Raw genomic sequence first — 23,932 nt, forward strand, 5'->3', positions numbered from 1 at the left:
CGCCTACTTCGCTGCCTCTGAAGCCTGCGTCACCAGAGCTTGAGATTTATCACGAGTTGCAAACCAGCAGAGAATCGACCCTACGCAAACCATGGAGGCGCCCTGCCAGAATGACAGCGAGAGTGGCGTTTGCAGTAACACGGCGGCCAACGCAGCAGACAGCACCGGGATGAAATACGAAGCGCCAGCGAGGATGGTGACATTGCCGTGCAAGATGCCGACGTTCCAGGCCGCATAGCCGAAGCCCATAGCGGAGGCAGCCAGCACCAGATAGGTCATCGCCTGGAAGCTGAACCCCATCGACTCCCCGCCGAAGACCAGATACTTGGCCCACAGTGCCAGTGCCGTCAGCATAAAGAACAGCGTGATGCCGTTCTTGCCTCCCGCAATGCGTGCGGTAACAGTGCAATACGCCGCCCATATAACGGCGCCCGTGAAGGCCATGCCGTAGCTGAGGGGGTTATCTAGAACGTTCGTTGCCATCCCGAGCGGGTCCAGCCCTTGCTCGCCGCCTAGCACCCAGCAAATTCCTAGGATCGCCGTCAGGAAGCCGGGAACAATCAGCAGATTGGTCCGCTGCCGGTTGAACATGATCGCCGCCAAGATCGTGAATGCTGGCCATAAGTAGTTGACCATGCCTACCTCGATGGCTTGCCGGTTGCTGCTGGCATAGCCAACGGACAGGGCGAGGCATATCTCGTACGAGACGAACAGCAGGCTGCCCCAAACAAGATACCGGCGGGGAAACTCGCTTATTCTCGGGAAGCCAACCGTAAACAACAGCAGAACCGATGCGACGCTGTACATCATGGCTGCTCCACCTACCGCTCCGAGACTCTCGCTGACGCCACGGATCAGGCCGACAATGGAACTCCATAGCACGACTGCCACGAGCCCAATGAGCGTTGCTTTTCGCTGGTTCATTGCGCACTGCTTACATTCAGAATTCGAGGAAATCCGTGTTGCGCATTTGACGGGCCTCGAAGGCGCCACGCTTGACGGTTCATGAAGACAGACAAAAGCCATTCAGGCTGATGACGATAATAACTTCGCAAACAACAGAAAACGCCTTGCCAGATCAGATCCGGCAGGCGTCTCTGCTTGAACTCTTTCCTTGATCAGTTGGACACATCCTCCAGCGAGCGCCCCTTCGTCTCAACGCCGAGGAAAATGATCAGCAGCGCTGCGAGGACAAAGGATATGGCGCCCATCGAGAAAACCCCGCCTTGGCCGGTTACCGGCAACAGTACCCCAACGATGTAAGGGCCGAGCAGCGCGCCGAAGCGGCCTACGGATGAAGCGAAGCCGGTGCCGGTGGCACGCAGCCGAGTCGGATACAGCTCAGGGGTGTAGGCGTAGAGCACCGACCACATCCCGAACAGGAAGAACTGCATAAACAGCCCCGCCGTGATCAGCACGGCAAGCGGTGCAGCGGTCGCGGCTGCCTGACCATAGAGGAAGGCTGAAACAGCGCTGGCCAGTAGCATCAGTACACAGGTGCCCTTTCGCCCCCAAGCCTCGACCAGCCAGGCCGCGAAAATAAAGCCTGGTATGCCTGCCAGGGAAATGTAGACCGTGTAGAGCGACGATTGGGTGGCTTCATAGCCGGCGTTCTGCAACAGCGCTCCCAGCCAAGCTGTCAGGCCGTAATAGCCCAGCAGTGCAAAGAACCAGAGTCCCCATAGCATCAGCGTGCGTTTGAAATACTCACCCTGCCAAATGTCGTGAAAACGTGCTTTGGCTACCAAGGCACTAGCTGCGTTCTCCATGTTGCGGGTGACCACCGGTAAGGCGTTCATCTGGGCCGAGCGCATCACCGATGCCTCGAAACGATCCATGGTGGTATCGGCTTCGTCGTTACGACCGACCTCGGCCAACCAACGCGGCGACTCCGGCACATAGCGGCGCACGATAAAGACGAACAGGGCCGGAAAAGCCAAAGCGATGAAAATTCCTCGCCAGCCGATTATGGGCATGAAGATGTAGGCAATCACACCGGCACAGATGAAGCCAAGCGGCCAGAACCCTTCCAGGATGGCGATGTAGCGACCACGACTCTTGGCCGGAACGATCTCCGAAACCAGCGAAAGCCCGATGGGAAACTCCATGCCCATGCCGAAGCCGAGCAATACCCTGAACCACATCAGCTGTTCCACGTTCTGGGCGAAGCCACACAAGAGGCTACCGACTCCCCAGAAAATCATACTCAGCTGAAAAACCGGCTTGCGCCCGAACCTGTCTGCCAGCATGCCGGCGATAGCCGCGCCGAGAAACATTCCTACGAAACTGGAGCTGGCCAGCAGGCCAGTCTGCGTCGAGCTGAGAGCGAATTCGGTTTTGATGGTGCCCAGCATGAACGTCATCATGCCCAGGTCCAGCGAATCGAAGAACCACGCGGTCGCAATGATTGCGAAGAGTTTTCGTTGATAGCCGGACATGGGCAGCCGCTCGAAGCGGGCCGCTATATAGGCAATCGTGGTCATAGCTGTACTCCACCTTTTGTTGTTGTTTGGAAGCTTGCACGCAACTGATATATTAGATGCATTCCAGAGATACGCTAGCGCAATCTTTTAACGTCGACTAATATATCAGTCGTGTACAACAACAAAAGCCGGAGAACACCGCCATGATGACCGAACGCCAGCGGAAATTTCGCGAAGAGTACAAAGCCGATATCAGCCCTCACTACAATGGGTTGCTGCATGTCGCGGTGATGTATGGAGTGGGCCTTACTGCGGCCTGGTACTGCCTCTCGCAGATCCAGGGTGCCGGGTGGGAATGGTTGCTGATGGTTCCGGTGTTCATCGCCGGTAACTTCATCGAATGGTTCATGCACCGGTACGTCATGCACAAGCGCATCGACGTCTGGGCTTTGCGCGCCATCTACGATCGCCATACCCGTCAGCATCATCAGTACTTCACCGACGTCGAGCCCACCATCGATTCCTCCAGGGAATTTCGAATCGTCTTCTTTCCCTGGCGCGTGCTGCTTACCTTGGGCGTAGCGGGCACCACGCTCGGCTACATAACGTCCCTGGTGTTCAACGCCAACGCCGGCTTCATCGTGTTCCTGACCATGGTCCTGCAGTATCTAATCTATGAGACCTTCCATTACTGCTGCCACGTGCATGACAACTGGTTCGTACGGAACGTCCCGTTCATCAACACCATCCGCCGTCACCACACGGCTCATCACAACTGGGGGATCATGATGAAGTACAACATGAACCTCACCTTCCCCATCGCTGACTGGTTCATGGGCACCTCCGACCTACGCCGTGGGCTGCTCGGTCATCTGTTCAACGGCTACAGTGAAAAGCACGTCAAGGAAGAACTGAAGCCGGTGATCGCAAAGTTTCGCAAGGGCGAAAAACATGTGACGCTCGATGGCCCGGAACTGAGCGATAGCGACATGAGCGCAATGACAGCGCGTTAAGCGAAGACAGCGCAGGGTGGGAGCAGTCGCGCCCATCCTGCGTTTCGTCAGTCAGATTTTCCCCGTATCTGGATGAACATGACCTTGTCGCGCTATGGCAACCTTCGAGCCTCTGCAAAGATTTCCGCATCGGCCAGATGCCTGCGCCGATTTCAAGCACGCTGGATTGGCCACCCGGAGGAACCAGCATGAATGTGCCACCGCGTCTGGAGCGGCTTCGCCGTTTCGTCATCGACCTTACCGCCCTGCTTGAACGCCAGCCCGAGGAGTCGGTGATTCTCAACAACGGCCAGGGGCTGCTGAAGCAACTCATCGCGCATGATGACTGGCTACCCAGCCAGTTCGCTGAGCCGCATCCGGATCACTATCTGCAGTACCTGCTATACGTCGATCCGCAGCAGCGGTTCTCCGTTGTCAGCTTCGTTTGGGGGCCGGGGCAGCAAACCCCGGTACATGATCACCGAGTCTGGGGCATGATCGGCATGCTGCGTGGTGTCGAGCTGGGTCAGCGCTTCGAGCTCCAGCCCGATGGCACCCTTCAGCCTCAAGGCGATCCGCTGCGTCTAGAGCGCGGAGACGTGGAATGCGTGTCGCCCCGAATCGGCGATATCCACCAGGTCAGCAATGCCTTCACCGATCGCGTCTCGATCAGCATTCATGTTTACGGCGGAGATATTGGTGCCGTGAAGCGTGCGGTCTACCAGGCCGACGGCCAGGAGAAGTCGTTTATTTCCGGCTACAGCAACGGCTCGCCACCTGATATCTGGAGCTGACTAGCAAAGCCAAAATGCCAAATCCCGGACGGGTTGCAACGGTGCCAAGTTTTCATGGATGCGATTCGACATGCTGACCCCAAACGATCAGGGTCGTCGGCTAGCCGATATGGTAGCCGAGAGAATCGAACGACTTATTGTCGATGGCGTGTTGAAGGTTGGCCAGCCGCTGCCATCGGAACGGCGCTTATGCCAGAAGCTTGGCATCTCCCGCACAGCCATCCGCGAAGGGCTGCGCGTACTGCGCGGGCGCGGCATCATCGAAACAGTGCAAGGGCGCAACTCGTCGGTCGCTCAGCTCTCACAGACACCAAACGCTTCGCCACTGATGCATCTGTTCAGCTCCCAGCCGCGCACACTGTTCGACCTGCTTGAGGTGCGTGCCCTGCTAGAGGGCGAGTCGGCGCGTCTCGCAGCGCTGCGTGGCACTGAGGCTGACTTCGTCCGGTTGCGCCAACGCTACGAAGAGATGCTCGCGGCGGATTCCGAAAAGGATAACGATCCGCGCGAGCATGCCTATTTGGATCACGCCTTCCATCGGGCAGTCAGCGAGGCGTCCCACAATCCGGTGCTGGTGCATACGCTGCAGTCGCTGACCGACCTGATGGTCTCGACGGTGTTCGCCTCGGTGAATAACCTCTATCACCGCCCCCTGCAAAAGCAGCAGATTGACCGTACCCATTCTCGGCTGTTCCGCGCAGTGCTCGAGCGACAACCGAGCCAGGCCCAACGTGCCGCTCGTGACCACATCTACAGCATCCGCGACAATCTCAAAGAAATCGAACAGGAGGAGCAGCGCCTGACCCGCGCGACCATGCGCCTGGAGGGATGGGGTTAGCTACGCCGCCGGTCGTCGGGCTGTTCAGCCTAGGCGCGCTACGGGCGATCCTTTCCTCACTGCTGTTGACTTTGCATGGGCAGGCAGGCTGTATTCGATGCACCACTGATCAGGAAAGGCGTCGATCATGCGCAAAGGTGAAACCAGGCACCGCAACACCATCAGCCTGGAACGGCTGCAACGCTTTCTAAGCTGGGCTGCCGAGCGGCACCCCGAGTTCGTGCCGAAGAAAAAGCATCCCGAAGCCTGGTACACCACCTATATCGGCCACCAGCCGCCGGAACTTGGTCGGGCTGCTCGCCTGTTCTGGTTGGGGCTGGATGAAGCGGCCGTTGAATCGGTTTTGCAAACGCCCGATCCGACCAGCCTGATCGGTCGCCTGCTCAATCGCGATCTCAACGACTTCAGCTGCGCCGTCGATATCCACGGCATAGAGAAAACCTTCGACTGCGGCCCGGTCCAGAACCTGTTGGAACCCGACATCGCCCTGCGGATCGAGCCCAGCGCCTCCAGCGATGAATTCGACCTGCATGTACGCGACGCCATTCAGGCCCTGGTACTGAGCCGCTTGCGCGTGCTGGAAAAACCCTTCGCCAGCATGAGCGAAGACCAAAAGCTGCAGAGCCTGGAACGTCTGCAACCCAAGCTCTCGCGTCTCGACGACTTCGCCAACAAGGCCGTGGATATCCTCAACGACGTCCTGCACGAGTTGCGCTACGTGGTCGAACTTCGTCACGGAGCCGTTGCGCTGGATATGCAGCGACGCATTCCCGCAGGCCAGGGCCATGTGCTCAGTGCACGCGAAGTGGCCGAGCGCAAGGAGGAAGATCGCCAGGAACTGGTCGCCAAGTTCGAGATGATGATCGAGGAAGCCAGCGACTTTGATCTGCAGGTGCTGGGCGAAAAGCGCCTGACCGAAGTGTTCATGATGGAGCCGAAGAAGCTGCGCCGCACCATCCGCTTCGCCCGCCAGGACCACAAGGAAAAGATGGCCTTCGCGATGTTGCTGGAAAGCGACCCGCGCTTTATGCACTACCACAACCTTTATCCGGCACGGCGCCTGACACGCACCTGGACCGCCCTCCTCGGCCCCACCAACAGCGGCAAGACCCACCGCGCCATAGAAGCGATGACCGCCGTCACCCATGCCATCTACCTATCGCCCCTGCGCCTGATGGCGCTGGAAAATCAGGAACGCATCGAATCCATGGGCGTGCCCTGCTCGCTCGTCACCGGTGAAGAGGAAATCATCCGCGAGGGCGCCACGCACTTCTGCTGCACCGTCGAGGAGTTCGCACGCTTTCGCAGCCAGCACTGGGATGTGGTGGTCATTGACGAAGTGCAGATGATGGCCGACTCACAGCGCGGCTGGGCCTGGGTTGATGCGCTGGTCAGCGCCTATACGCCGGAGCTGATCATGACCGGGCCCATGCTGATCCAGCCCTCGCTAAAGACGTTGTGCGATCTCTGTGAAGACCACCTGGTGGTCAAGCGCACCAAGCGCCTGTCGCCAGTGGAAGTCGCCCGCCGCGCCACCTCACTCAAACAGCTGGACGAAGGCTCGATGCTGGTGGCCTTCAGCCGCAAAACCGTACTGGAGCTAAAAGCCCTGCTGGAAATGACCGGCAAGAGTGTTTCCGTGGTCTACGGCGCGTTGTCGCCGGAAGTACGCCGCGAGCAGGCCCGGCGCTTTCGTGAGGGCGAGGCTGACCTGATGGTCGCCACCGATGCCGTCGGCATGGGCCTCAATCTGCCCGCCCATACGTTGTGCTTCTACACGGATGAAAAGTACGACGGCATCCAGAACCGTCAGCTACGGGTTCAGGAGGTCAAGCAGATCGGCGGCCGCGCCGGGCGCTTCGGTCACCACGACAGCGGCACCATTACTGCGCTAGACGGCCAGACGCTGCAATCCATTCGCCAGCTGTTCTACAGCGCCGACCAGCCGGTGGACCTTACGCAGTTCCAGGTGCGGCCCTCCATCGAACACCTGCGCGCCATCGCCGAACTGATGGAAGATTCCAGCCTGCTGCGCGCCTGGCTGACCTTCAACCGCAATATCAACTACGGCGCGGAATTTATCTCCATCCTGCCGGACGAGTTGGCCGAGTGGATCAAGCTGATCGACGACCCGCAGATCGACCTGTCGCTGCGCTGGATCTTCGCCTGCACCCCGATTCGCGGCGGCCTCGACAGCCCCGCCGCCACCCACGCCCAGCAGTGGCTAAAGAAGGTCGCGCAGGACAAGCAGGTCGAACTGCCGCGCCTGTTTATCGAAGCCGACCTGGCCACGCTGGAAAGCACGCTGCACATCATCGAAACCTACCTGCACCTGGCCCGCACCCTACCCGCCCACTTCCCCGCCCTGGAACAGGCCGAAAGCCACCGCAGCCTGCTTAACGAAGCCATCACCCGCGAGCTTTCGCGACGACGCAAACCCCGTAGTTCTGACCGCAGGCGCGTATCGGGTGCAGCCAGCAACTGCCAGAAATGCGGCAAGGCGATGCCCGTGCTTAGCCGGCAGTTTCGGCTTTGTCAGAGCTGTTTTCGGAATCAGCGGCAATAGGAATTGCCGTATCGCGCCACCTGCGACAAAAGGCCCGGCCTGAGCAAATCAAGCCGGGCCTTTTTGTGGATAGACAATGCTGAGCGATAAATAGTAGCGTCCTGCCATTACTGGTTGTGCCCTGCTTGGGTTAGATAGCGCTCGGTCTAACCAGCTTAAACCCTCGTAGGTCATTGATTTTAAAAGACAGGCTTTCAGATTGTGACTGTTAAATTCCGTGCTTATATAGCGTTCGGCTTAACCGTATTACTGAAGAGCTCAGTCTAATCACTGTTAGCCTTCTAGGAGAAATTGTGCGGGAAATCGAATATTACAATAAAGCAAAATCCTACTTGCTTTCGTTCGATCAGGTAACTGCTGAGATGCTAGAAGATCATATTAATGAATGGCAAATCAGAAAACCTGAAACAATTAAGGATCTTTTTACGGCATTTCTAGTTCATGCGCAGAATAGACAGGGAATGCCAAATAGTATTGGTAATATACAAAATTTATCAAAATTACTGTTTGGCTTTGACCATATAAAGGTGGCTAAAGCCTATGGTGATTGGGCGGTTCTATTTGACGCCATTAAAAGCAGTAGTTATCAACCGCCTGGTCGAATGGTAAAGAACAACAACAAAAGCCATTGGGTAATATATTGCAAGGCCATTATTTCTATTGCTCAGTTTTTATCGGCATATAAAAACATGGGTGAATTTCGCCAGTTTGTTGATGGATTCCTGACAAATGAGCAATCAAAGCTGGCGTTGCCATTATTGCTCTCAGAGGAGATATTTGGTTTTGGTTTTGCATTGGCTTGCGATTTCCTCAAAGAAAATGTATCTCCAGAATTTATCAAGCCAGATACCCATATAAACGATATTGCCCAAGGTTTGGGGGTTACAACATCGAGTAGAAACTATCAAATATTCAAAGACGTAGAGGCATATTGTGCCAGAATCAATGTAACCCCTTATGCGGTGGACAAAGTATTTTGGCTTGTTGGTAGCGGGAATTTTTATTTGTCAGGTGTCAAAGTTAATTCCTCAAAACATGAGTTTATTTCGAGCATCAAAGGCTAACAAGTTGCTTAAATTCGTTCCGGCCGCAAAAGACGCGGCCTCCACCGGACAACCTACGCTGCGCTTCGGTTGCCGTTTAGCAAGGCGTTGGGAGGTTAGGAAAACTTGGAGATATGTTCCGTGAAGTTCTTTGCTAACAAGGTGAATGGCGGCTTCCTGCGTAATGTCCTTCCGCAACCGGAGATCGAAGTTGATTGGGTGAAGGCGGCTATTGCATACGGTAGCGACTGGTCCACGCTAATTGAAAACTGCATAAAGAATCGGCGGCGGTTAGACATATGGATGAGATACGATCACACCGTGCCGGTGGCACCGCCCTTGCTACGAAAGCTTCTTAATAGCACAAGCCAGAATGTATTCTGCTACCTAATCCCCGACGTACTGCATGCAAAAGTTATCTGGTGGAAAGGGTACGGCGTATATGTCGGCTCTGCCAACCTCACCGATCGGGCATGGAATTCGAACATTGAATTTGGAGTCTTCTTGCCGGAGAACGACCTGGAAAGAAGCGGTGAGATATCAGAGATCGAGTCTTTTTTTGCTGCGTTAGAAGGGTGTGATGCTGCCTTTGATCTTACTGAAGATGTAATCCAGGAGCAGGAGAGACTCTCGGCTCTTCGATCAAAGCGAGAGGAGGCACTAAATAAGGAGGCCGAGGCCCTTAGAAAGGTCAAGAAATGGGATGGGCCGGCGGGTGTGGTGACTCGTGAGAGAGCGAATGAGCGGCAAAAGAATAGCTTTGTCCAAGAGTGGCGAAATGGGCTTGCGATCCTAAAAACTATTGCTGACATCGCGCCACAGTACCGGCCTTCTTGGCTTAACGAAGATGTTCCTGCGCCATGGCAGGCAGACCAGTTCCTACACGCGTATTACTACAATGAAGTAGTGGATGGGCCAAGGCATCCGTATGATGATTACTACGCCAAACATAAGGGCGACCCGGCAAGCGCGACAAAGAGTGCGCTCAGGTGGTGGTCAAAATTGCCGTCCCCGCCATCAAATGAGGATGAAAATTGCCATTTCCGAGCGCCGCTCATACGTGATCGTTTATCGCCGTCTGGTCTGAACGCTATGACGGTGGATCAATTTGCAGAGGTTTGCTTGGCTAACCACTCGACAATGGATCATGTTCGTCGGATGACCAACGAGGAGTTGGGTGTTCCTGAAAGTGAAGATCTAGGCAGTAATGAGCGTGCAGAAGCCTTCGCCAGACTTCTTTGGTCAAAAAGGAATGCGCAAGGAGAGAGTGTGGTTGAGCTGCTTCGGTTTGTCCTCGACGGAGGGCCAAAAGATGAGCTCCCTTCCCGAGTTTATGACGCGGCCAGATCTCCCAGTAGAAAGTTCCCTCATCTCGGCCCAAATCAACTCGCAGAGCTTGCTGGCTGGGCGCGCCCTGAAATGTGCCCCCCGAGGAATGGACGCACAAGTAAAGGGCTGAAGGCGCTCGGTTATAACGTGAAAGTGTGAATTCGCTTAGGCGTGTAGCCGCCCAACAAGTCGTTCCAGCGGACCGCCTTCGGCGGCCGCTGAACTCTGACGTTATGTTTAAGGAGAAATTATGAATCATACTGATTTAATGAGCGGACTTAGGCCAGAGCTAATGCTTCCGCCAAAAGATCATAATCTAGCCGATGAATTTCATCGGAGGCTGATCAACTGGATAAATGAATTTCACAAGTCTTTAGATGAAGAACATGAAGTCGGTGCAAGACTCGTTAACTTCGGGCAAGCAATTACCTTTCATGTTGAAGATATTGGTTATTGGAATCCATCTTTGATTTCCTTTCAGGGAAGAAATGAACTGGGCGAGCCAGTAGAGCTAATTCAACACGTATCCCAAATTAGTATTCTTCTTGTGGCTATGAAGCGAGAAAATATTCAGCAGCCCAAAAGACCTATAGGCTTTGCAAGCTGGGAAGAATATGAGCAGCAAAAAACATAACAAGCCGCTTAAACACGTTTCGGCCAAAAAAATCTTGGCCTCCACCGGACTCGCTAACGCTCGCCGTTTAGCGGAGCGTTAGACGCACCTTATCAAATGCCGGTGATAAGCAAATCAAGAGCAGCAATTATTTCATTACGCTGCGCTGAGAGGTCAGCAACTTGAGCGCCGAGTTGTCTCTTAGCGATGCCGGCCAGCTGCGGAGTCACCATCACGTACTGTTTGTCATCAATTTCAAACGTTGGCATGAGGGTTCTGAGCGTCTTTCCTTTCATGGCAGTAGCCGTGTAGAGAGGCACTACAACCCTCGTGCCGAGCTCGGCAATCAGGTCGCTTTGCACGTCAAGCAGAAAGGGCACGGCAGCCTTGGTGGCAGCGTTGGTGTTCTTGTGTACTGCGAACTGAGGCATCAGAAACTCCGTAGGTCGTCGCTGAACACGCCGTGAGCTTCCACATGTTCGTTGTAGGCATCGATGGCCTTCCGATTCTCTGCCAACCATTGCTCGCGCTGTTTCTTCTTCAGAATCTCAGCCAGAGCCTGCTCCAATGTCGCGGAGAGGTTGATATCCAGTTCCTTGGCTTTATTGAGCAAGTCACCGTTAACGCTGAGGTTGGCAGCTCGTTTGGGAGCGTTGGGGTTATAGGCGGCAGGCATGGGTATTCCTTCCTAGGGTCTCATGCGCACATGCTATGCGCACTCAAGTAGGGGGGTCAAAGGCGCGTTTAGCCACTGGATCAAGCCGCTAGCCCCGCTCACGACGATGAGTAACCGTGCGCAAACGCGAATCCGCTGCTGGTCGGCGAATCATTCAGGTCGCTGCTGTTCATAGGGAAATATCCCGGCGTTCCCGATGGAGGCCTTATGCCCAACAACCATGATCTGCAGCGCTTCGTCGAAGCCCAGCATTCACACTATGAAGATGCGCTGGCGGAGCTGCGCGCCGGATACAAGCAGAGTCACTGGATGTGGTTCGTCTTTCCGCAGATTGCGGGGCTTGGTCGTAGCGCAATGGCGGAGCGGTATGCCATTGCGGATCTCGATGAGGCGGTCGCCTATTTGCAACATCCCGTTTTGGGGCGGCGGCTGGAGGAATGTGCCCAGGCACTGCTGCAACACTCTGGCCGCACGGCACGGCAGATACTCGGCTCGCCTGACGACCTCAAGCTGCGTTCGAGCATGACGCTGTTCGCCGCCGCTGCCCCTGAAAACGCGCTGTTCCAGCAGATATTGGATGTTTTTTATGACGGCAAGGCGGACCAGGAAACTTTGAAAAGGCTGCCGGGCTGACGCGACTTCATACTTCCAACGGCAAAGCCGGTTACGGTATCGGCTACCGAGTGTCTATTGCTCGAATGGCACGAAGGAATCGTCAGCATGAACAGCAAACCCTTTATCGTCGCCCTGGATCAGGGCACCACCAGTTCCCGCGCCCTTGTGCTGGATCGCGACGCCAATGTGGTCAGCACCGCCCAGCGTGAATTCACTCAGATCTATCCGCAGCCGGGCTGGGTCGAGCACGATCCCATGGAAATCTGGGCGACCCAGAGCGCGGTGTTTGTCGAGGCGTTGGCTCAGGCTGGCATCAGCAATGATCAGGTGGCCGCCATCGGCCTGACCAACCAGCGCGAAACCACCATCGTCTGGGATAAGGCCAGCGGTCGGCCGATCCATAACGCCATCGTCTGGCAGAGCCGTCAGAGCACGGCGATCTGCGAGCAGCTCGAGCGCGACGGTATGCTCGACCATATCCGCAAGGCAACGGGACTGGTTATCGACCCTTATTTCTCCGGGACCAAGCTCAAGTGGATTCTCGATCACGTCGAGGGCAGCCGTGAACGCGCGCGGCGCGGTGAGCTGCTGTTCGGCACCGTCGATAGTTGGTTGGTGTGGAAGATGACCCAGGGCAAGGCCCACGTCACCGATTACACCAACGCCTCGCGCACCCTGCTCTACGACATCCATAAGCTGGAGTGGGACCCGGTGATGCTGGAGGCACTGGATATACCGCGCGCGATGCTGCCCCAGGTGCGCTCGTCCTCTGAGATCTACGGGCATGCACACCTTGGCTCCGGCCAGAGCACGGGCATTCCCATCGCCGGGATCGCTGGCGATCAGCAGGCCGCGCTGTTCGGGCAGATGTGTGTCGAGCCTGGCCAGGCGAAGAACACCTATGGCACCGGCTGCTTTCTGCTGATGAACACCGGCACCCGCGCCGTGCAATCCGAACATGGGCTGCTCACCACCCTCGCCTGCGGTCCGCGTGGCGAGGTCAGCTATGCGCTGGAGGGCGCGATCTTCAATGGCGGCTCCACAGTGCAATGGCTGCGCGACGAGTTGAAGGTGATCAACGATTCGCTGGATTCCGAATACTTTGCCACCAAGGTTCCGGACAGTAACGGCGTCTACCTGGTGCCGGCGTTCACCGGGCTTGGCGCGCCCTATTGGGACCCGCGTGCCCGAGGTGCGCTGTTCGGTCTGACGCGCGGGGTGAAGATGGACCACATCATTCGGGCTGCGCTGGAGTCCATCGCCTACCAGACCCGTGATGTGCTGGATGCCATGCAGCAGGATGCCGGCGAGCCGCTGCGCTCCTTGCGGGTCGATGGCGGTGCGGTGGCCAACAATTTCCTGATGCAGTTCCAGGCCGACCTGCTTGGCACGCCGGTCGAGCGCCCAGAAATGAAAGAAACCACCGCCCTTGGCGCCGCCTATCTGGCGGGGCTGGCAACGGGCTTCTGGTCCGATCTGGATGAGCTGCGCAGCAAGGCCAGGGTCGAACGCCTATTCGAGCCAGCCCTGGACGAGGCTCGGCGTGAAGCGCTGTACGGCGGCTGGAAAAAGGCCGTCAGCCGCACCCGTGGCTGGGAGGATGGCTGATACGATGCCTGCCTCTTTGTTTGTGACGAGCGCATCGTGACCGACCCTACCCGCACCACCTCCGAGCCTTACGATATCGCCGTGATCGGCGGAGGCATCAACGGTGTGGGTATCGCGGCCGATGCGGCTGGCCGTGGGCTTTCGGTGGTGCTTTGTGAACGCGACGATCTCGCCAGCCATACCTCTTCGGCCAGCAGCAAGCTGATCCACGGTGGCCTGCGCTATCTCGAACATTACGAATTTCGCCTGGTGCGCGAATCGCTGGCCGAGCGCGAAGTGCTGCTCGCCAAGGCGCCGCATATCATCCGGCCGCTGCGGTTTATCCTGCCGCATCGGCCTCATTTGCGCCCCGCCTGGATGATTCGCCTGGGCCTGTTTCTCTACGATCACCTGGGCAAGCGCAAGCGGCTTTCGCCCTCACGCAGCCTGCGATTTGGGGAGGACAGCCCGCTCAAGCCGAACATCCGCCGTGGCTTTGAATACTCCGACTGCCAGGTGGACGACGCCCGCTTGGTGTTGCTCAACGCCATGGCTGCACGGGAAAAAGGCGCACATATCCATACCCGCACCCAATGCACTAGCGCCAGACGGATCGAGAGTATCTGGCATATCGAGCTGCAACGGGCGGACGGCAGCTGCTTTTCCCTGCAGGCCAAGGCCCTGGTGAATGCCACCGGCCCTTGGGTGGCGCAGTTTCTTGAGGAAAACCTGCAGCAATCATCACCCTATGGCCTGCGACTGGTACAGGGCAGCCACATCATCGTGCCCAGGATGCACGACGGCGAGCAGGCCTACATTCTGCAGAACGAGGACCAGCGCATCGTCTTCGCCCTTCCCTATCTGGACCGCTACACCCTGATCGGCACAACGGACCGCGACTATGAGGGCGACCCTGCCAAGGTGGCCATTACCGAGGAGGAAACCCGCTATCTGCTGGACGTATGCAACGCGCACTTCCGCCGCCAGCTTGCACAAAGCGACATCCTGCACAGCTTCGCCGGCGTTCGTGCGTTACGCGACGATGAGGCTCAGCATCCGGCGGTGGTCACGCGGGACTACAGCCTGTCGCTGAAAACGGAGCAAGGGGCTCCGCTGCTTTCGATATTCGGCGGCAAGCTGACAACCTATCGCCGGCTCGCCGAGGCCGCGCTGGCAGAGCTGAAACCATATTTTCCAGATATGGGCGCACCTTGGACTGCCCATGAATGCCTTCCCGGTGGCGAAGACATGACGACACCGCAGGAGTTGTTAGCCGAGGTGCTAGCGAAAGTTCGGGGCATTGACGAGGCATTGGCACGGCGCTGGGTGAATCTATATGGCAGCCGCGTTTGGACCATGCTTGGCGAGGCGCGCAGCAGGGAAGAATTGGGCGAATGCATCGGCCAGGATCTGTATACGAGGGAAGTGGACTATCTGTGCCGTGAGGAATGGGCGACCGAGATGGACGACATTCTTTGGCGCCGAACGAAGCTTGGGCTGAGTTTTACGGATAAGGAGCGGGAGCGGTTGGAGCAGTATCTCAGGGCTTTTTGAGGAATGCTTTCTAACTAGCTGAAAATACTGAGATTAAAAAGCGAAAAGCTTCGCGCCGGGGGCGGCGCTCCTACGAATTCAGTCAGTTTTGAGGGGTCGTTTGTGAAAACTGGGGCATTGGCGTAGATAGTTGGCGAGTTATTGAGGAGTTCCGTGTAATCCTCTGAAAACATTCAGAAATCGTCAACCGAAAGGCTTGCACTCAGAACCGCGCCCCCTTGATGGGCGGCTCGTTTTGCGGGGATATCTCCAAAAATCAGAAATACATGAGATTTTATGCAACGTAATTTCTAGGATTGCTCTTTAAGTCATTGAAATAGCGTGCTTTCTAATATCAATAGCTTCGCGGCGAGGGCGCCGCTCCCACGCGAGGGCGAGCTTTTGTGGGAGGCGCGCCCTCGCGCCGAATGCGAGCTAAACAACTGCACAGACCTACAGGCCGGCAGTGTCCCAGCGGGCCGTCGATGCGCTGATTCGCTTCTGCAGCAACGGTAAAGCCATCCATATAAAAGCCATTTGAAACGGCCATCAACTGCGCTAGTCTCAGCCACTTCCCAAAAACGGAGTATCACCCCATGGCCCGAGCCACTGCCCGCCACATCCTGGTGCCCACCGAAGCCAAGTGCAACGAACTGAAAGCTGCCATTGAAGGCGGTGCCGACTTTGCTCAGGTTGCCAAGGACAACTCCACCTGCCCGTCCGGTCGTCAGGGCGGCGACCTGGGTTCGTTTGGCCCCGGCCAGATGGTCAAGGAGTTCGATACCGTGGTCTTCAGCGCGCCACTCAACGTCGTGCAAGGTCCGGTCAAGACCCAGTTCGGCTATCACCTGCTGGAAGTGACCAGCCGCCAGGACTGATCGCGTTAAACTCCCTGCGCCGGTCGCGTGCAGGGAGTTCTCCTCCCTTCTTCTTTTTGCTCCCTCTGCCCCACTCTGGCCGCCAAACTGCCCCATACGCGCTATCGTCAATAGAGCAGCACCATGCTGTTCAAGACGGTTTCGAGAGGGCATGTCCATGTTCCATGTAACCCGCATTGGCGATTCACGCATCGACGTGGATTTTTCCGGCAAGCTCGACAGCAACGAAATGCGCTTCGCCCTTGATGAGCTGATGAGGAAGTCAGAGGGCATCGAGCACGGCCAGATGCTTTGCCGCATCGGTGATTTCGACTGGCCGACCTTGGGTGCAGTTGCCGTTGAGCTGTCACGCATTCCCGAAGTATTCCGCTTTATCCGCCGCTTCGACCGCTGCGCTGTGGTTTGCGCCCGAGAGTGGGTGCGCAAGGCCAGTGTTCTGGAAGGCACGCTGATACCGGGCCTTGCAGTAAAGGCATTCGACACCCATCAACTGACGGAGGCGCATTACTGGCTTGAAGACATGCCGTAACACCGACTGCCGGAACGATCAGGGGTGTGGTCAGTCCGAATAAGTGAACCCACTGCAACAGGAGTCAACCTCATGCTGAAGTTTCTGGGCAGCACTATCGGCATCATTTTCCTGATCGGACTGTTGGTCGTAATCGGCTTTTTTATGCTGATCTTCTGAGAAAAACCCACGAACGAGACAACAGTAGTGCCTTGCCGTCCCCTTCGTGATCCATGAGTCAAAGGAGGAGATACCCATGAGCCTGTTCGACAAAATCAAGGAAAAGCTGGGGTTTGGCGTTAGCAATGAGGCGCACAAATCAGCCGCTCCCAACTCCGGTGCCGGTCAGCATCCCACTGATACGGTGGTGGATTCGGAGCGGCCGAATACTGTCAGCAACGCCACCAGCACTCCGCCCGCGGCATCAGCTCCCACAACCTCAGCCGTTGATGTACCGGCCAAGCTCGACGGCATGGCCGCCAGCCATTCTGAACAGCTGAACTGGCGCACCTCCATCGTCGATCTGCTCAAGCTATTGGGCCTGGACAGCAGCCTGCAGGCACGCAAGGAGTTGGCCAGCGAACTGGGTTGCCCGCCGGCGCAGATGGCTGACTCGGCGCAGATGAACATGTGGTTGCATCGCACCGTAATGCACAAGCTGGCGGAACACGGTGGAAACGTACCGCCGGAGCTGCGTACCTGATTTCGGTGGTTATTATGGGAGCGGTTTTAACTGCGAAATCCGCGGATAAATCCGCTCCTGCAAGAGCTACAAAGCAGAGGTTACCTGACAGGCCCTAACGGCTGGTTCTCAGCCATCCAGCGATGGACCAATCATTTCGGCAAGTTGCTGATAAACCCCGGGACAGGCCACCAGATAGGGATTACCGCGAATCAGTCCGTCATTGCGGAAGAAGTCGTTTACCTGCCCTCCCGCCTCCTTCAACAGAACCAGTCCAGCCAGACAATCCCAGCTCTTGAGTTCTGTTTCGTAATAGCCAAGCAGGCGCCCGGCTGCCACGTAAGCGGTCATCAGGGCCCCGGAACCGTTGCGAAAAAACATTCCGCCTTCAGCCAGCAGTTTCTCCAGGAACGGGATGAAGTGTTCCTTGCCACGCGGATGAAAGGTCCCCGTGCCGGTCAGGCCCTGGGCTACATTCGTCGCTGCGCTGACCTTCAGCGGCGTGTCATTGACGAACGCGCCCTGCCCCAGGCAACCGTGAAAGAGCTCATTGTGATTGGGGTCGGCAATTGCACCCAGATGCGGCTCGCCGTCGATCAGCAGGCCGATGGACACGCACCAGTTGTGCAGACCATTGACGAAGCAGGCAGTCCCATCGATGGGATCGATAACCCAGACGCAACGAGCTGCCAGATCAGAGCTACCGCTCTCCTCTCCGAGAAAGCCATCCTCCGGAAAGCGCTCCGCCAGCCGGGCGCGGATGAAGTCTTCTATCTGCCTGTCGGCGATGCTGACAACATCCTGCAGGTCGTTGCCCTTGTGCTCGACAAGCAGCGTATTGCGTTGCCGGTAATGACTCATGCCCAGTTGCGCCGCCTCCAGCGCAAGCGTTCGGGCACAGCTGTAACGCGCCTCGATATCGAGGCTTGATGGTGCGGAATTCATGCTTTCCCTTGTATAACGACGCGCTGCAGAGGCGCTGGAGTGCGAAGTCTAGCAGTCAGCCGACTGGCCAGGCGCCGAGCTCAAAGTAGGCTCAGGGTTGCGGGTCATCAAGCTCCTGCTCGTGAAGGCGTGCGTTGAGCTCATCGACCACTGGCGCCCATTCGGCATCATCCATCAGCTGCTCTTTCAGGAACGAACCCTGGGCTTCGTTCCAGAACGGCGCTTCGGAAACCTTCATATGGTTGGGCAGCGGACGATGCCTGGAAATGAACTCGTCGATACTGGCCGGATCGGCAGGCAGGCCGAGCTGCTCGAACAGCATGCCAATGTCTTTGTTGGGCAGTTCCATGGTGCAGGCTCCAGAATGATCAGGATGAACGGGTCAAGTCATTCTGTAGAGAGGAGCCGCTGCGTACAGTTCAACTGCAAGCGAATCGAGATGATGACAGGGTGTTGAGAATGGCAGGCATCGTCTGGCGATGCCTGCCTGTTGCGACCAGCGCGGTGGCTGGAAAAGGTAGGTGTCAGGACGAGCGCAATTGCTCATCGGCAAGAAAATCTTCCTCTAGCAGAGCGTCCCGGCCTTCCACTTCAAGGGTTTCGCCTTCCAGCGGTACTGGCGCCGAAGCACGCTTGCTGCGCAGCTTGCCGAACTGATGCTGCAGCGCGCTATTCAGCTTCACGATCGCGCCGTCAATTGCCAGCTCTATAGATTCGGCCTTGTGTGTAACAGAGATGGGCTGCAGCCCTTTGGGCCTTGCCTCCATCTGGCAGCGCTTGTCCTGCGCGCCGGCCTTGACTCCGTTTTCGTCGTTCAGATGGACCACTACCCGAGTGACTTCATCGTCGAAGCGTTCCAGCTTTTCCGCAACACTGGCACTGACCCAGTCAGCAAGGCGGGCGCTTCCGTCGATGTGGTTATCGCTGTGAACCTGGATTTGCATACGCTATTCCTTCTAAACGCTCTAGGTAACCACCGCTCAGCCTCGAACGGCCTGACTTAGAAATGCCACTGTTAGCGGTATTAAGCAAGGGCAAAACGGAAACAAGGATTGCTAAAACGCAGCGACTTGCTTGCCGTCAACTGATCGGCTCGGCAGGAGACATACTGGTAGGCGCGGACTTGTTCGCGCTCTGTTGACGGGCGCATCATTGTGGAGGCAAAAGCTCGCGGCCAACGCTCCTCCTGCGGAATAGGCTTATGGCTGCAGTTTCTTCAGCGGGTAGATGTCATAACGGCTGGATTTGCCTTCCAGGCTGTAACCCGGCTTGACGCCCTCGATGGCCGGCGCCTTGCGGGGGCGCTTGACCACTACACGATGGCTGGCCAATGCCAACGACTGGGTAAGCAGCGAAGCTGCATCCAGATCATCACCGACGAAGGGCCGAAACAGGCGCATTTCCTTTTTCACCAAGGCGCTTTTCTCGCGGTGAGGAAACATCGGGTCCAGGTAGATGACCTGTGGCGGCTCGCCCTCCCAGTTACGCATCAGCTCGATGGCGTCGCCCTGCCGCAATTGCATGCGCGCGACGATGGGAGCCACCTCAATATCCTGTCGCGCGCGTGCCAGGCCGTCTTCCAGCAGCGCAGCGATCAGCGGCTGCCGCTCACACAGGCTGATCTCGCAGCCCAGAGTGGCCAGCACGAAAGCATCGCGGCCCAGGCCGGCCGTGGCGTCCAGTATGCGAGGACGAATACCCGGTTGGATGCCTACGGCTTTGGCGATCATCTGCCCGCTGCCGCCGCCGAACTGGCGCCTGTGAGCTGCGCCGCCTTCGACGAAATCCACCCGAACTGGTCCCGGAGCCTGATCACCAAGCTGCTGGAGTTGCAGGCCGCTTTCGCCAAATTGCAGCGCGAACTCGGCCTCCTGCGCTTGCAGGGGAAGGCCCAGGCGTACCGCCCAAGCCCCTGCCTGTTCGTCGTATTCCGGCGACAGCGCCTCTACTCGCACCAGTGGAAATGAAGCAGACATAAGCGACCTACTGCGGGGAAATGCGCCATTTTGCCAGAGCCGGCACGACAGGCCGCTAAAAACTCGATTCCGACCGCCACGGCTTTCAACGGCACATGCCGAAACCGCCCATATCCACATGGAAGTGGTCGTGATGCGCAGCGTTATATTCAGGGCTCAGGGTTACCCGGAAGACCTCGCACGCGGCTGCCTTGACCTCTCGCAGAAAGCGCGCCTTGTCGTCATCCCCTTCCCAGTCCCGGGCTACGGTGATCCGTGTGCCGTCCTGCAGGTGGAAGCCGGCCAGGTCCAGTGCATTGGCCGAGGCATGCTGACTGCGCCGATTGCTGCGGGCAATGTTGCGGCAGGCGAAGCTGCCGAAGTGGTCGATTCTTACCACCGGCTGGCCGAACGCCTGCTGAGCTGCCGGTTGCAGGCCGTGTCGCTCAAATAGCGCATAGGCTGCCGCCAGTGGGCAGGTGGCGAGAAAGGCACCATTGAAACGCACCTCGGAACGGTTTACCCGCACGGCATTTTCCACCGGGCAACCCGCCTGTGGCGTGCTGTCGGGGACTGCAACATAGGTCAGGTTCGAGGTTGCCAGTGCCTGCTCGCAGAGGGATCGGTCCTCCTGCAGTCGACGTAATTTCAGCGGTGTCAGCAGGTTGGGGGTAGCTTGGATATCCAGCGGCGCCCAGGGATTCCACTGCGGCGGCACCTCGATATGGCCCCGCCAGACACCAAAGGCGAAGCCTGCCAGCAACACGAGTATGAGTAGAAGGAATCGTCCGAAGGTCATGCCTTATAGGCAGCGCAACGGGACGGAAGTTGGCCGGGCTATTTTGACGTGATGTTTCGCTGGGCAGTCCTTTGTCCGGTATTGATCAACGCCTAAAAAGCTTCGCGCCGAGGGCGGCGCTCCCACAGACGAATCGCGCCACTCGCTTTTGTGGGAGCCGCGCCCTCGCGGCGAATTGCGGTCATGACATTGTAGAAAGCCCGCCTCACCTCAAGTATTTCTGCCAGCCAATCGGAAAATGGCGTCTAGAAATCTCGTCAATCGCCCAGTAGCGAAAGCTGCGGCGCCTGATAAAGGGCCGGCAGTGGCGGCAGTCCCGGCAGGCGCTCCGTCAACTGGGCATGGAAGCGCTGCGCCAGTTCCGGCGCTCGGTGATTGTCCGGCGTATGCAGATAGACATGGGGCGCCTTGCCGGCTTCGATCCAGCCTGCAACCTTGTCCAGCCAGGGCGCCATAAAGCTATCGTTGGCCTCCAGCTCTGGGTGGCCGATAAAGCGCAGTTGTGGCGATTGGCTGAATGCCGTCGGCCGTACTGGCACGCGCGGCTTCTTGCTTTGCGCATGCAGTACGGCCGGGTCTTGCGAGCGGAGACTGAACAGCGCGCGAGAATCCAGGCAGATTCGTTCGATGCCCTTGTCGAGCAACAGGCGGTTCAGGGCGCGCTCCCCTTCCCCACGTGCGAAGAACTCCGGGTGCCGCACCTCCACCGCCAGCGGCGCGCCGAAGTCTTCAATCAGCCTCGCCAGCTCATTGAGCCGAGCCGGTCCGAAGCTCGCGGGCAATTGCAGCCAGAACGGTGTAACACGCTCCGCCAAGGGCGCCAGCAGCTGCCGAAAGGCCAGCGCCAGCTCCAGCACTTCATGCAGATTGTCCGACTGGCTGATTTCTCGCGGCAGCTTGGCGCAGAAGCGGAAGTGCTCGGGCATCAGGCGCGCCCAACGCTCGACCTTCGCCTCCGAGGGCCAGGCGTAAAGCGTGGTGTTGCCCTCGACGCTATTGAAGGTTGCACAGTAACGGCCAAGGTATTCGGAGGCTGGCGTCGCCGTTGGGTATAGCGAACCAAGCCAAGCGCTTTCGTTCCAGGAGGGACAACCGAGAAAATAGGGAAGATTCAACGCAACCGCTGGTCTCAGACGTAGAGATCCAGCCCCAGCACCTCGTGGGCATCAAGATCGACGGTAAAGCTGGCGGTAGTGCTATAGCTTTGCAGGGCCTGCGCGGCGCGGCTGGTAAGCGGCCGCTCCATCATGGCTTCGAAGCGGGCCGGCATGAAATCGCGCGGCACCTGAGTAGTTTGCTCGACAGGGTCGCTTGGCTGGGGACGACCCAGATGCTCGTAGGTAGAGCTGGTCGCATTGGCCGGGCCAACGGTGAATTCGTTCGCCTGCTCCGCCGCCCTTTCGCTTTCGCGATAAGGCATCGGCGCGCCGCCACGTGGAGCGGAGCGATCAAGAGGATAGACAGAGGGGGCGAGGCCGTTGAGGCGCATTATTTACCTAATCTGGTGCGCACCTGTTGAAGTGCACAAACTCTAGCGGGCCGTCCGGTGCTTGGCAATGGCGCCGCTCAGGACGCGGCCTTGGGCGTGGCAACGTTGTCGCGCAAATAGACGGGCTGGGCTTGGTCAGCCACCACCGCTTCGCCTCGTTGCCATGCACGGCTGGCCAGCAGCAGCAGATCTTCGGCATGGGGCAGCAAGCTGGCATCGATTGCTGACGGCTTGAGCGGCAGACGCTCGCCATATCCCCAGCCGGTGCCTGCACCGAACCACTGGCCGGCGCTATCACGCGGCAGGCTGACCTGTTCCGGAGGCGATACCGCCTCAAGACCTGCCAGGCGCATCTCGCCCTGCTCCAGGCGGTAGCAACCCCAATAAACCTCGTCCATCCGCGCATCAATGGCTGCTGCCACCTGGTCCGCGCCATGCTCACGATGGGCGCGCTGGGCAATGGTCGCCAGGGTCGAGACCGGCAAAACCGGACGATCAAGCGCAAAAGCCAGCCCCTGCACCACACCTACGGCAATCCGCACACCGGTGAAAGCGCCGGGGCCACGGCCGAAGGCCAGCGCATCGACCGCCGACAACGGAATGCCCGCCTCTGCCAGCAACGTCTGGATCATGGGCAATAGCCGTTGCGCGTGCAGCCGCGGAATCACTTCGTAGTGACTCAGGACGCGACCGTCATGCAGCAGCGCGACGGAGCAGGCTTCGGTGGCGGTATCCAGGGCCAGCAGGGTGGTCATTGCATCGTCCGGGAGAAAAGGGGCCGGCATTATAAGCCTGTCCGTAGACGCCCGGACACGGTAATTACCGAACCGTAGAAACGACAACGACCCGCAAGCGGGCCGTAGTAGTGAACCGTGAGCCGATCAGCTCAGGGCAGCGAACACCTTGGCAGTGATCTCGTCCACCGAGCCTACACCCGGAACCAGGCTGTATTTCGGTGTGCCTTCAGCTGCGGAAAGCTGCTGGTAGAAATTCACCAGTGGCTTGGTCTGCGAGTGGTAGACAGACAGGCGATGACGCACGGTTTCTTCCTTGTCGTCTTCGCGCTGAACCAGCTCTTCACCGGTCTCGTTATCCTTGCCAGCCACTTTCGGCGGGTTGTACTCGACGTGGTAAGTACGACCGGAAGCCTGGTGGAAACGGCGACCCGCGATGCGCTTGACGATTTCTTCGTCTTCCACAGCGATTTCCACCACGTGGTCGATGGTCACGCCGGCAGCTTTCAGTGCTTCTGCCTGAGGAATGGTGCGCGGGAAGCCGTCGAACAGGAAGCCGTTGGCGCAATCAGGCTGGGTGATGCGCTCCTTGATCAGGTCGATGATGATTTCATCGGAAACCAGACCGCCGCTGGCCATCACATCCTTGACCTTCAGGCCCAGGGGACTGCCGGCTCTGACCGCCGCACGCAACATGTCGCCAGTGGAAATTTGCGGGATTCCGAATTTCTCGGTGATGAAGGCTGCCTGGGTGCCTTTTCCGGCCCCGGGTGCTCCCAGCAGAATTACGCGCATGGATAGTCCTCAAGTTTTAGCAAGGAGAGACCGCCAGGAACGATTGCTGCAATCCCAACTCTGGCGATCAAATAATCTGGTTTGCCGCCATGCGACAAAAGGTGGAACACGATACACAGCACATGAAACCCAGACAAG

At 57.8% G+C, this 23,932-nt stretch carries 27 protein-coding genes; 14 read left to right on the forward strand and 13 right to left on the reverse strand.

The features are described from left to right. Window positions 1-3 precede the first annotated feature (3 nt). Window positions 4-924, reverse strand: a complete 921-nt coding sequence (gene yddG / locus BN1079_RS03840; RefSeq protein ID WP_037022429.1) for an aromatic amino acid DMT transporter YddG — start codon at window positions 922-924, stop codon at window positions 4-6. A 194-nt stretch (window positions 925-1,118) separates the two neighbouring features. Continuing rightward, window positions 1,119-2,483: an MFS transporter gene (locus BN1079_RS03845; protein ID WP_037022431.1), complete on the reverse strand. Its 1,365-nt coding sequence runs from the start codon at window positions 2,481-2,483 to the stop codon at window positions 1,119-1,121. Window positions 2,484-2,626: 143 nt separating this feature from the next. On the opposite strand from BN1079_RS03845, the gene BN1079_RS03850 reads away from it, so the two are divergent. The 7 genes from BN1079_RS03850 (at window position 2,627) to BN1079_RS03880 (ending at window position 10,619) form a co-directional block, all read left to right on the forward strand. Continuing rightward, on the forward strand, window positions 2,627-3,436 hold the full coding sequence (locus BN1079_RS03850) for a sterol desaturase family protein (RefSeq protein ID WP_037022433.1): 810 nt from the start codon (window positions 2,627-2,629) through the stop codon (window positions 3,434-3,436). A gap of 188 nt (window positions 3,437-3,624) precedes the next feature. Next, complete coding sequence (locus tag BN1079_RS03855) at window positions 3,625-4,209, forward strand: cysteine dioxygenase family protein (protein ID WP_037022435.1); 585 nt, start codon at window positions 3,625-3,627, stop codon at window positions 4,207-4,209. Window positions 4,210-4,279: 70 nt separating this feature from the next. Next, window positions 4,280-5,047, forward strand: coding sequence for a transcriptional regulator GlcC (glcC, locus tag BN1079_RS03860; protein WP_037022436.1), 768 nt, complete (start codon window positions 4,280-4,282; stop codon window positions 5,045-5,047). A 127-nt stretch (window positions 5,048-5,174) separates the two neighbouring features. Continuing rightward, window positions 5,175-7,613 (forward strand): helicase-related protein, encoded by a 2,439-nt coding sequence (locus tag BN1079_RS03865; protein ID WP_037022437.1) that lies wholly within the window; start codon window positions 5,175-5,177, stop codon window positions 7,611-7,613. A gap of 293 nt (window positions 7,614-7,906) precedes the next feature. After that, window positions 7,907-8,677, forward strand: coding sequence for a hypothetical protein (locus BN1079_RS03870; RefSeq protein WP_037022439.1), 771 nt, complete (start codon window positions 7,907-7,909; stop codon window positions 8,675-8,677). A 120-nt stretch (window positions 8,678-8,797) separates the two neighbouring features. After that, on the forward strand, window positions 8,798-10,144 hold the full coding sequence (locus tag BN1079_RS03875) for a phospholipase D-like domain-containing protein (protein ID WP_037022440.1): 1,347 nt from the start codon (window positions 8,798-8,800) through the stop codon (window positions 10,142-10,144). 91 nt (window positions 10,145-10,235) lie between these two features. Further along, entirely contained in the window at window positions 10,236-10,619 is a 384-nt protein-coding gene (locus BN1079_RS03880) for a DUF6173 family protein (protein ID WP_037022442.1), read from the forward strand. A 92-nt stretch (window positions 10,620-10,711) separates the two neighbouring features. Here BN1079_RS03880 and BN1079_RS03885 read toward each other — a convergent pair whose 3' ends face one another. Together BN1079_RS03885 and BN1079_RS03890 are read right to left on the reverse strand one after the other, a co-directional pair. Further along, complete coding sequence (locus tag BN1079_RS03885; protein WP_037022444.1) at window positions 10,712-11,029, reverse strand: CcdB family protein; 318 nt, start codon at window positions 11,027-11,029, stop codon at window positions 10,712-10,714. Next, on the reverse strand, window positions 11,029-11,274 hold the full coding sequence (locus BN1079_RS03890; protein WP_037022445.1) for a type II toxin-antitoxin system CcdA family antitoxin: 246 nt from the start codon (window positions 11,272-11,274) through the stop codon (window positions 11,029-11,031). Before BN1079_RS03890 ends, BN1079_RS03885 begins: the two co-directional genes overlap by 1 nt. Before the next feature lie 207 nt (window positions 11,275-11,481). On the opposite strand from BN1079_RS03890, the gene BN1079_RS03895 reads away from it, so the two are divergent. From BN1079_RS03895 to BN1079_RS03920, 7 genes are all read left to right on the forward strand, one after another. Then, on the forward strand, window positions 11,482-11,907 hold the full coding sequence (locus BN1079_RS03895; protein WP_037022447.1) for a DUF1810 domain-containing protein: 426 nt from the start codon (window positions 11,482-11,484) through the stop codon (window positions 11,905-11,907). Window positions 11,908-11,994: 87 nt separating this feature from the next. Next, on the forward strand, window positions 11,995-13,497 hold the full coding sequence (gene glpK, locus BN1079_RS03900) for a glycerol kinase GlpK (protein ID WP_037022450.1): 1,503 nt from the start codon (window positions 11,995-11,997) through the stop codon (window positions 13,495-13,497). Between the two features lie 36 nt (window positions 13,498-13,533). Then, window positions 13,534-15,030: a glycerol-3-phosphate dehydrogenase gene (glpD, locus tag BN1079_RS03905; RefSeq protein ID WP_037022452.1), complete on the forward strand. Its 1,497-nt coding sequence runs from the start codon at window positions 13,534-13,536 to the stop codon at window positions 15,028-15,030. A 575-nt stretch (window positions 15,031-15,605) separates the two neighbouring features. Further along, the gene (locus BN1079_RS03910) at window positions 15,606-15,887 is read left to right on the forward strand and encodes a peptidylprolyl isomerase (protein WP_037022454.1); all 282 of its coding nucleotides are present in this window, start codon (window positions 15,606-15,608) and stop codon (window positions 15,885-15,887) included. Window positions 15,888-16,044: 157 nt separating this feature from the next. Next, window positions 16,045-16,416, forward strand: coding sequence for a SpoIIAA family protein (locus BN1079_RS03915; RefSeq protein ID WP_037026607.1), 372 nt, complete (start codon window positions 16,045-16,047; stop codon window positions 16,414-16,416). Between the two features lie 72 nt (window positions 16,417-16,488). Beyond that, a complete protein-coding gene (locus tag BN1079_RS18085) occupies window positions 16,489-16,575 on the forward strand; it encodes a small membrane protein YohP (RefSeq protein WP_456300247.1) in 87 nt (28 codons plus the stop codon). 76 nt (window positions 16,576-16,651) lie between these two features. Beyond that, window positions 16,652-17,098 carry a DUF3597 domain-containing protein gene (locus BN1079_RS03920; RefSeq protein WP_037022456.1) on the forward strand — a complete coding sequence of 149 codons (447 nt, stop codon included), beginning with the start codon at window positions 16,652-16,654 and terminating at the stop codon, window positions 17,096-17,098. Between the two features lie 108 nt (window positions 17,099-17,206). Here the strand turns inward: BN1079_RS03920 and BN1079_RS03925 are convergent, their stop codons facing one another. The 9 genes from BN1079_RS03925 to adk all read right to left on the reverse strand — a co-directional run bounded on the left by BN1079_RS03925 (window position 17,207) and on the right by adk (window position 23,794). After that, the gene (locus BN1079_RS03925; protein WP_037022459.1) at window positions 17,207-18,022 is read right to left on the reverse strand and encodes an inositol monophosphatase family protein; all 816 of its coding nucleotides are present in this window, start codon (window positions 18,020-18,022) and stop codon (window positions 17,207-17,209) included. Window positions 18,023-18,113: 91 nt separating this feature from the next. After that, window positions 18,114-18,371: a DUF2789 domain-containing protein gene (locus BN1079_RS03930; RefSeq protein WP_037022460.1), complete on the reverse strand. Its 258-nt coding sequence runs from the start codon at window positions 18,369-18,371 to the stop codon at window positions 18,114-18,116. A gap of 175 nt (window positions 18,372-18,546) precedes the next feature. After that, entirely contained in the window at window positions 18,547-18,966 is a 420-nt protein-coding gene (locus BN1079_RS03935) for an HPF/RaiA family ribosome-associated protein (protein ID WP_037022464.1), read from the reverse strand. A 255-nt stretch (window positions 18,967-19,221) separates the two neighbouring features. After that, a complete protein-coding gene (locus BN1079_RS03940) occupies window positions 19,222-19,998 on the reverse strand; it encodes a class I SAM-dependent methyltransferase (RefSeq protein ID WP_037022466.1) in 777 nt (258 codons plus the stop codon). 85 nt (window positions 19,999-20,083) lie between these two features. Further along, entirely contained in the window at window positions 20,084-20,776 is a 693-nt protein-coding gene (locus BN1079_RS03945) for an extensin-like domain-containing protein (protein ID WP_037022468.1), read from the reverse strand. Between the two features lie 257 nt (window positions 20,777-21,033). Next, window positions 21,034-21,891 (reverse strand): DUF72 domain-containing protein, encoded by an 858-nt coding sequence (locus BN1079_RS03950; RefSeq protein ID WP_052114421.1) that lies wholly within the window; start codon window positions 21,889-21,891, stop codon window positions 21,034-21,036. Window positions 21,892-21,905: 14 nt separating this feature from the next. Next, complete coding sequence (locus tag BN1079_RS03955; RefSeq protein WP_052114422.1) at window positions 21,906-22,196, reverse strand: hypothetical protein; 291 nt, start codon at window positions 22,194-22,196, stop codon at window positions 21,906-21,908. A 146-nt stretch (window positions 22,197-22,342) separates the two neighbouring features. Further along, entirely contained in the window at window positions 22,343-23,020 is a 678-nt protein-coding gene (gene tsaB, locus BN1079_RS03960) for a tRNA (adenosine(37)-N6)-threonylcarbamoyltransferase complex dimerization subunit type 1 TsaB (protein WP_037022474.1), read from the reverse strand. A 126-nt stretch (window positions 23,021-23,146) separates the two neighbouring features. After that, the gene (gene adk / locus BN1079_RS03965) at window positions 23,147-23,794 is read right to left on the reverse strand and encodes an adenylate kinase (RefSeq protein ID WP_037022475.1); all 648 of its coding nucleotides are present in this window, start codon (window positions 23,792-23,794) and stop codon (window positions 23,147-23,149) included. Between the last annotated feature and the right edge of the window lie 138 nt (window positions 23,795-23,932).

Source organism: Pseudomonas saudiphocaensis, assembly GCF_000756775.1.
In the GTDB taxonomy this organism is placed as follows: domain Bacteria; phylum Pseudomonadota; class Gammaproteobacteria; order Pseudomonadales; family Pseudomonadaceae; genus Stutzerimonas; species Stutzerimonas saudiphocaensis.